Consider the following 6,631-nt stretch of genomic DNA (forward strand, 5'->3'; position numbering starts at 1 on the left):
CACCCGTGCGCTTCCCGTGCTCGAACTGCCTTTTTCCGAATACATTCCTCGCCAATCGTAGGTGAGCGACCGTCCCGCCGCCGGATCCGCCGGGCCGGGTGGGCGGCCCGGTTCCGCCGCCGCGCCGGTACCGCATCGGTCCCGGCTTACCCGACCCGCCGGACCCGGTTCAACCGGATTTATCCAGGGTGGGGTCATCGGTGACCCTTTCGGCCTAGGCTCGTGCCATGGCCGAATTCGACATTCACCGGGAAACGGTCATCAAGGCCGATCCCACGCAGGTGCAGGCGCTCATCGACGACTTCCACCAGTGGCGCAAGTGGTCGCCCTGGGAGGACACCGATCCCGCCATGGAGCGGGTCTACAGCGGAGCCGATCGCGGTATCGGGGCCCGCTATTTCTGGAACGGGAATCGCAAGGCCGGACGCGGCGATATGGAGATCACCTCCGCCACTTCGGAGGAGATCGGCATCCAGCTGCATTTCGAGAAGCCGTTCAAGGCGACCAACCGGGTCACCTTCGAATTCCGGCCCGAGGGTGACACCACGGCGGTGACCTGGCGCATGACGGGTCGGCAGAACGGCATCATGGGCATCGTCGGGCGGTTGATCCCGATGGATCGCCTGGTGGGCAAGGACTTCGAGAAGGGGCTGGCGCAGCTCAAGGCGACCGCGGAAGCCTGAGCGGCCGCCCGGAAAACCCGATGGGCGAGGCCCGCCACACAGGCGGGCGCGGCCGCCGACCCTCGCATTAGGCTGTGGTGCATGGCTACAGCAGCACAGTGGATCGAGGGCGCGCGGCCGCGCACCCTGCCCAACGCCATCGCCCCGGTGTTGGCGGGGACGGGGGCAGCCGCCTCGATCGGGGGGTTCGTGTGGTGGAAAGCGGTGCTGTGCCTGCTGCTTTCGGTGGCACTCATCATCGGCGTGAACTACGCCAACGACTATTCCGACGGCATTCGCGGCACCGATGACGAGCGGGTCGGTCCGCTGCGACTGGTCGGTTCCAAGCTCGCCGCGCCCGCGGCGGTGCGCAATGCCGCCGTCGCCTGCCTGGCGATCGGCGCGGTGCTCGGCCTGGTGCTGGCCGTCACCAGCGCCTGGTGGCTGATCCTGGTGGGCGCGGGCTGCCTGGCCGGGGCCTGGTTCTACACCGGCGGCCGGAACCCGTACGGGTACAGCGGTTTCGGTGAGATCGCGGTATTCGTGTTCTTCGGCCTGGTGGCGGTGCTGGGCACCGAGTTCGTGCAGGCCGCTCGGGTGGATTGGGCCGGGCTGGTGTGCGCGGTATCGGTCGGCTGCTTCTCCAGCGCGGTGCTGGTCACCAATAATCTGCGCGACATTCCCACCGACACCGAGTCCGGCAAGATGACGCTGGCGGTGCGGCTGGGCGACAAGCGCACCCGCACGCTGCATCTGGTGCTGATCCTGATCCCGTTCTGGGCGCTGGCCCTGCTGGTGTGGCGCAGTCCGTGGACGCTGGCCGCGCTGGTGGCGCTGCCGCTGGCCATCCGCGCCAACGAGCCGGTGCGCACCGGCAAGAACGGTCCGGGATTGATTCCCGCCCTTGCCGGTACGGGCCAGGCGATGCTGGCCTGGTCGGTCGTGGTGGCGATCGCCCTGGCTGTTTCTGCCTGAGTTCGAGCCGTTCCGGCCCGGGTTCAGTCCTCGTCGGGGACGAGCACGCCCAGTACCCAGTTCACCAGCGTGATGATGATGCCGCCGAGCACCGCGGCCCAGAAGCCCTCCACGCGCAGGCCGTACTGCGTGGTCTCGGTGATCTTCGCGGTCAGCCACAGCATGAGCGCGTTGATCACCAGCAGGAACAGGCCCAGCGAGACCACGATGAAGGGGAACGAGAGGAACTTCACGATCGGCTTGACCAGCGCGTTCACCACCGCGAACACGACCGTGATGGCCGCGATCACCAGGATCTTGCTCTGCGTGGTGTCTTCGGGGGTCTTGATCTGGATGTCGTTGTGCAACCAGACCGAAGCCAGCCAGATGGCCACGCCGTTGATCAGCAGACGTATGAGGAGCGTCATGCCCCGATCGTAGGGCGAGATCACCATCGCGGCCGGACATCGGGGGCGCGGCGCGGGCCGGATCAGGCCGCGCGGTCCAGATAGTCGGTTACCCCCTCCCGCAGGGTTCGCATCGCGTCGTCGTCGCCGAGCAGCCGGCGGGTGACATCATTGGGCGCACGGAGTACGGCCAGCATCAGGTGGGCGGCCTCGATCCGGTCGTCCTTGCGGGCGAGCGCTTCGCGCAGCGACAGCTCGACGACCTTCTTCGACTCCCTGGTGAACGGAATGTGCCCGCGCGGGCCGCCTTCCGAGCCCCAGTACTTTCCCCACCGCGATTTCTCCTCCGGCACGTCCACCCGTTCGAGGGCGTTCTCACCGAAGGTGGCCTCCAGGCTCTCGCGCACGGCGTCGAGGTCGATGCCGATCGAGCGCAACGCCTCCGCGTCCTCCGCGCCGAGCGGCTCTCCGGACCGCTTGCGAGCCACCGCGTCTCGCACCCCTTCGGCGGTGAGACCGTGCGCCGCAAGGATTTCCCGCAGCCCGGGATCGGGGCAGCCGAGCAGGCCCAGCAGCACGTGCTCGACCTCGATGGTCGACGAGCACAGGTCCCGCGCCTCCTCCTGAGCCGTCACGATCGCGTATTTGGCCGCCTTGTCGAATCGTTCGAACATCAGCGGATACCACCCTTCCGGTTGTACTTCTGGTGGACCGCCTGCCGGCTGACCTCGAGCGCGTCCGCGATGGCCTGCCAGGACCAGCCCTGTGTGCGGGCATTGGTGACCTGAATGGCCTCGAGCCGCTCGAGCAGCCGACGCAGCGCGAGCACCGCCCGGAGCCCGACCTGAGGGTCGGGGCTGCCGGCGGCGGCCGCCAGAGTCGTTGCTTCACTCATGAGTGTCAATTTACGTTGACATTCACGGCGCGTCAACGAAAATTGACACGACCGGAAGGGCGCTCGCTACCGAAGGAAGCGGGGGGCGCGAGAGTCGTTCCGCTCCACGGCGATGAGTCGCTCAGCTCCACGGCGATGAGTCGCTCAGCTCCACGGGATGAACGGCGCGAACTCGCGCACGGAGTCGGTCCAGTCCCAGACCGTGTCCGGATCGACGGGGATGCCGTCCTGCAGGCACAGCCGCCAGCCGCGCAGATCCTTCTCCCAGATGTCGCCGTCCCGATCCCGGTACAGCCCGAAAGCCACGGGCTCCCAGGCCTTACCGGCCGCCACGCGGGCCGACTCGGCGGGCAGCCCGCGCTGCGTCGAGATCACCCATGGCCCGACTGTGACATTGACATCCAGAACCGGCCGCGGTTGCTGCCCCAATTCGACTCCTGATTTGTTGTTGTTTCAAACTATTGGAGCAGAACGGATTACCGTCCGGTCCCACCCCCGGGGACCGCACGGGTATCCCTCGACAACCGTGCGTGTACCCGACGGACATACAAGTAAGGTCTGCCTAAGTATATGGATGGAGTTCCCACGTTCGGCGAGTACATCCGCCGACGCCGAACCACCGCGAATCTCACGCGCCCCCAACTGGCCTGGCTGGCCAACCTTTCGGCGCCCTACCTGACCAAGATCGAAGGCGGCGCGAATCCCTCGCGCCGGGTCATCGAATCCCTCGGCACCGCACTGAAACTGCCGCCCGCCGAGTTCGAGTACGCGCTGGTGCTGGCGGAGGGACCGCTGCCCCGCATCGAAGCCGACCACCCCACCCCGGCCGACCAGGAGTACCTGGATCTGCTCGAGCCCGCCCTCGGCGCGTACGTCACCGAGCTCTGGGACATCATCGCGGTCAATGCCGCGCACCGGGAGGCGTTCCTCGAGCTCGAGCCGGGTACCAACTACCTGGAATGGCTCATCTTCAATCCGATCTCGCGCACCGTCATGGTGAACTGGGAGTCCGAAACACGCATGGCGGCCAGTCGTTTCCGCCTGCAGCTGGCCCGCAGCGGGGAGGACGAACGCGGCGGGCAGATCCTGGAGAAGTGCCTGGCCGATTCGGATTTCGCGCTGCTGTGGCGCTCGGACGCGGTCGCCTCCGAGCGCGCCGATCTGGTCAAGCTGGTCCGCAATCCGCGCACGCTGGCCATCACCGAGATGCGCATCAATCTCTGGCGCACCCAGTCGAGCCTGCAGTCGTGGCTACTGGTGCTGGGTACGACCGTCGATCAGCCCACCGCGGTGACCCGTCCGGTGGCGCGCCGGCGGCCCGAAACGTCAAGGGCTATTAACGCTTCGCAAGGTCAAAAAAACCGACCGGTGCGGCCGGAACATGCTGTGCAGGCTAACGATAAGACCTCGACAAAACCACTACAGCAAATCGATGGCAATCTTGTCGATGGGTGATCAACGGTAATCGGCCGACCCGTTGTGCCGTGCGAAAACTATCCGGACCAAGTACCGGTGGCGATGAATTCGGCCAGCACGGCGGCGGGCTCGCTCAAGCTCAGCCCCTGGTCGGCAACCCAATCGTCATTGAAATAGGTTCCGGCATAACGGTCTCCGCCATCACACAGTAGCGTCACCACGCTGCCGGTACGGTCCGCTGCGATCATGTCGGCAATCAGGGCAAAGGCACCCCACAGATTGGTTCCCGTGGACCCGCCCACCCGGCGGCCGAGCACCTCACCCGCGTGCCGGGCGGTCGCCACCGAGGCCGCGTCGGGCACCTCGATCATGCAGTCCACCACGCTCGGCACGAACGACGGCTCGACCCGCGGGCGCCCGATTCCCTCGATCCGCGAAGGCATTCCGGTCTGATATCCGAGGTCGGCGACCTCGTAACCGCCGTAGAAGGCCGAATTCTCCGGATCCACCACCGCCAGCCGGGTGGCGTGCCGCTTGTAGCGCAGGTAGCGGCCGATGGTCGCGCTGGTGCCGCCGGTGCCCGCGCCCACCACCACCCACTCCGGGACCGGGTGGGCCTCCAAAGTCATCTGCTGGAAAATGGATTCGGCGATGTTGTTGTTGCCGCGCCAGTCGGTGGCGCGCTCGGCGTTGGTGAACTGGTCCATGTAGTGGCCGTCGGTCTCGGCGGCCAAACGCGCTGCCTCGGCATAGATATCGGGGGCCCGATCGACCAGGTGGCAGCGCCCGCCCTGCGCCTCGATGAGCGCGAGCTTCTCCGGTGAGGTCTTGGCGGGGACCACGGCCACGAAGTCCAGGCCCAGCATCCTGGCGAAATACGCCTCGCTGATGGCGGTCGACCCAGAGGATGCCTCCACCACCGTGGTGCCCTCCGTGACCCATCCGTTGCAGATGGCGTACAGGAACAGCGATCTCGCCAGGCGGTGTTTGAGACTGCCTGTCGGGTGTGTGGATTCGTCCTTCAGGTAGAGCTGGACACCCCATTAGCTGGGCAGGGGGTATTGCAGCAGGTGGGTGTCGGCGCTGCGCTGGGTATCGGCGTCGATGAGCCGGACGGCATTGTCCACCCAGTCCCGGGGTGCGCTGCGATCGCAGCGGTTCACTGCTCGTCCTTGCCCTGCAATCGCGACATCAGCTGGTCACGGTCCTTGCGGCGCTTGGCGTCCACCGCGGCGATGTCCCGATTGACCTGCGCGCGCAGCTTCTTGAACAGCACCAGCGACAGCGGCATGGCGATCAGCAGCGCGAACAGCAGTGCGACGACGATCGGAATCGACACCTTCACCAGGGCGGCCACGCCCACGATGACGGCGGCGATGACGGCGACCAGCCCGAGCCGGGCCACCGTGTAGAGGGCCAGGTTTCGCGCCAGGCTGCGGCCCGCGCTCCGGGACGGGGTTGCGTCACTCACGCTGACAGCGTAGGTGACCCGATCGCGATGTTCGCCGGTGACCCGTGCCCGAAGGTCGCTGGAGGTTCGCTGCATTGCGGCCGAAGGTGACCGTAAACACATAACGGATATCCGTTTTGTCTATTACTTCCCCTTTACCAAAGCGAGACCGTTCGAACACCCGGGGGGTCCAGTGCAACGATGTCGCTACTGATGAGGGATCTGTCGAAACGGAAAGGTTTGCGAATGACTGCGTTCACCGCGCCGAGCCGCGCATTGGGTTCCGTCTCCGGCCAGGACACACTGCTCACCCCTGGCCAAGTCGCTGCCCTGTTCCACGTCGATCCGAAGACCGTGACCCGCTGGGCTCACGCAGGTCGGCTCGGCTCCCTGCGGACTCCGGGCGGTCACCGCCGGTTCCGCGAATCCGAAGTCATGCAACTCCTGCGGTCCCTCACCACCGAGGCCACCCGCGTGTAACACCTATTTCACGCTTCACACGTGCCTCGGGTGCGCACTCGGATTACCCTCGTTGTCAGGAGGTGAGCGACGTGACGTACCTGTTGGCACTCATCGCGGTAGTGGCCGTCGCGATGCTGTGCTGGAAGGCTTTCGGGCCCCAGCGATCGGCCGGCACCGGCCCAGCACCCGCTCGGCGCAACCGCGTTATCGGTCCCGAAGATGATCCGGATTTCCTCGCCAAGCTCTCCCGGGAGCATCGCGACGGCGAATCCACCTGAATTACCGAAGCTCGCCAACCAGTTAGCCATAAAGACAGATGTGACCCGTCCCCCGCGAAACCGCGCCAGCGCACCCGCGGGGGACGAGTCGTTTCCGGGCTAGTACT

At 66.3% G+C, this 6,631-nt stretch carries 10 protein-coding genes and 1 pseudogene; 5 read left to right on the forward strand and 6 right to left on the reverse strand.

All coding sequences use genetic code 11. The features are described from left to right. Positions 1-227: 227 nt before the first annotated feature. Both NS2_RS23640 and NS2_RS23645 read left to right on the forward strand, forming a co-directional pair. A complete protein-coding gene (locus NS2_RS23640; RefSeq protein ID WP_033089553.1) occupies positions 228-683 on the forward strand; it encodes an SRPBCC family protein in 456 nt (151 codons plus the stop codon). A gap of 81 nt (positions 684-764) precedes the next feature. Next, positions 765-1,637: a 1,4-dihydroxy-2-naphthoate polyprenyltransferase gene (locus tag NS2_RS23645; protein ID WP_033089554.1), complete on the forward strand. Its 873-nt coding sequence runs from the start codon at positions 765-767 to the stop codon at positions 1,635-1,637. 23 nt (positions 1,638-1,660) lie between these two features. Here the strand turns inward: NS2_RS23645 and NS2_RS23650 are convergent, their stop codons facing one another. The 4 genes from NS2_RS23650 to NS2_RS23665 all read right to left on the reverse strand — a co-directional run bounded on the left by NS2_RS23650 (position 1,661) and on the right by NS2_RS23665 (position 3,293). Next, complete coding sequence (locus NS2_RS23650) at positions 1,661-2,044, reverse strand: phage holin family protein (RefSeq protein ID WP_033089566.1); 384 nt, start codon at positions 2,042-2,044, stop codon at positions 1,661-1,663. Between the two features lie 62 nt (positions 2,045-2,106). Then, the gene (locus NS2_RS23655) at positions 2,107-2,697 is read right to left on the reverse strand and encodes a Clp protease N-terminal domain-containing protein (protein ID WP_033089555.1); all 591 of its coding nucleotides are present in this window, start codon (positions 2,695-2,697) and stop codon (positions 2,107-2,109) included. Then, positions 2,697-2,918: a helix-turn-helix domain-containing protein gene (locus NS2_RS23660; protein ID WP_147207290.1), complete on the reverse strand. Its 222-nt coding sequence runs from the start codon at positions 2,916-2,918 to the stop codon at positions 2,697-2,699. Before NS2_RS23660 ends, NS2_RS23655 begins: the two co-directional genes overlap by 1 nt. A 144-nt stretch (positions 2,919-3,062) precedes the next feature. After that, on the reverse strand, positions 3,063-3,293 hold the full coding sequence (locus NS2_RS23665) for a hypothetical protein (RefSeq protein WP_033089556.1): 231 nt from the start codon (positions 3,291-3,293) through the stop codon (positions 3,063-3,065). 195 nt (positions 3,294-3,488) lie between these two features. On the opposite strand from NS2_RS23665, the gene NS2_RS23670 reads away from it, so the two are divergent. Then, positions 3,489-4,373: a helix-turn-helix domain-containing protein gene (locus tag NS2_RS23670; RefSeq protein WP_033089557.1), complete on the forward strand. Its 885-nt coding sequence runs from the start codon at positions 3,489-3,491 to the stop codon at positions 4,371-4,373. Positions 4,374-4,411: 38 nt separating this feature from the next. On the opposite strand, the pseudogene cds1 reads toward NS2_RS23670, so the two are convergent. Beyond that, positions 4,412-5,497 (reverse strand): annotated as a pseudogene (gene cds1 / locus NS2_RS23675) (L-cysteine desulfhydrase Cds1). Next, entirely contained in the window at positions 5,494-5,805 is a 312-nt protein-coding gene (locus tag NS2_RS23680) for a DUF4229 domain-containing protein (protein ID WP_033089568.1), read from the reverse strand. The pseudogene cds1 and the gene NS2_RS23680 overlap by 4 nt, the downstream one beginning before the upstream one ends. Before the next feature lie 225 nt (positions 5,806-6,030). Here NS2_RS23680 and NS2_RS23685 point away from each other — a divergent pair, with 225 nt between their 5' ends. Both NS2_RS23685 and NS2_RS23690 read left to right on the forward strand, forming a co-directional pair. Further along, positions 6,031-6,264, forward strand: a complete 234-nt coding sequence (locus NS2_RS23685) for a BldC family transcriptional regulator (protein WP_045438682.1) — start codon at positions 6,031-6,033, stop codon at positions 6,262-6,264. A gap of 62 nt (positions 6,265-6,326) precedes the next feature. Then, the gene (locus tag NS2_RS23690) at positions 6,327-6,524 is read left to right on the forward strand and encodes a hypothetical protein (protein WP_155238879.1); all 198 of its coding nucleotides are present in this window, start codon (positions 6,327-6,329) and stop codon (positions 6,522-6,524) included. Positions 6,525-6,631: the final 107 nt, after the last annotated feature.

Origin of the sequence: Nocardia seriolae NBRC 15557 (assembly GCF_007990715.1) — a bacterium.
Classification (GTDB): domain Bacteria; phylum Actinomycetota; class Actinomycetes; order Mycobacteriales; family Mycobacteriaceae; genus Nocardia; species Nocardia seriolae.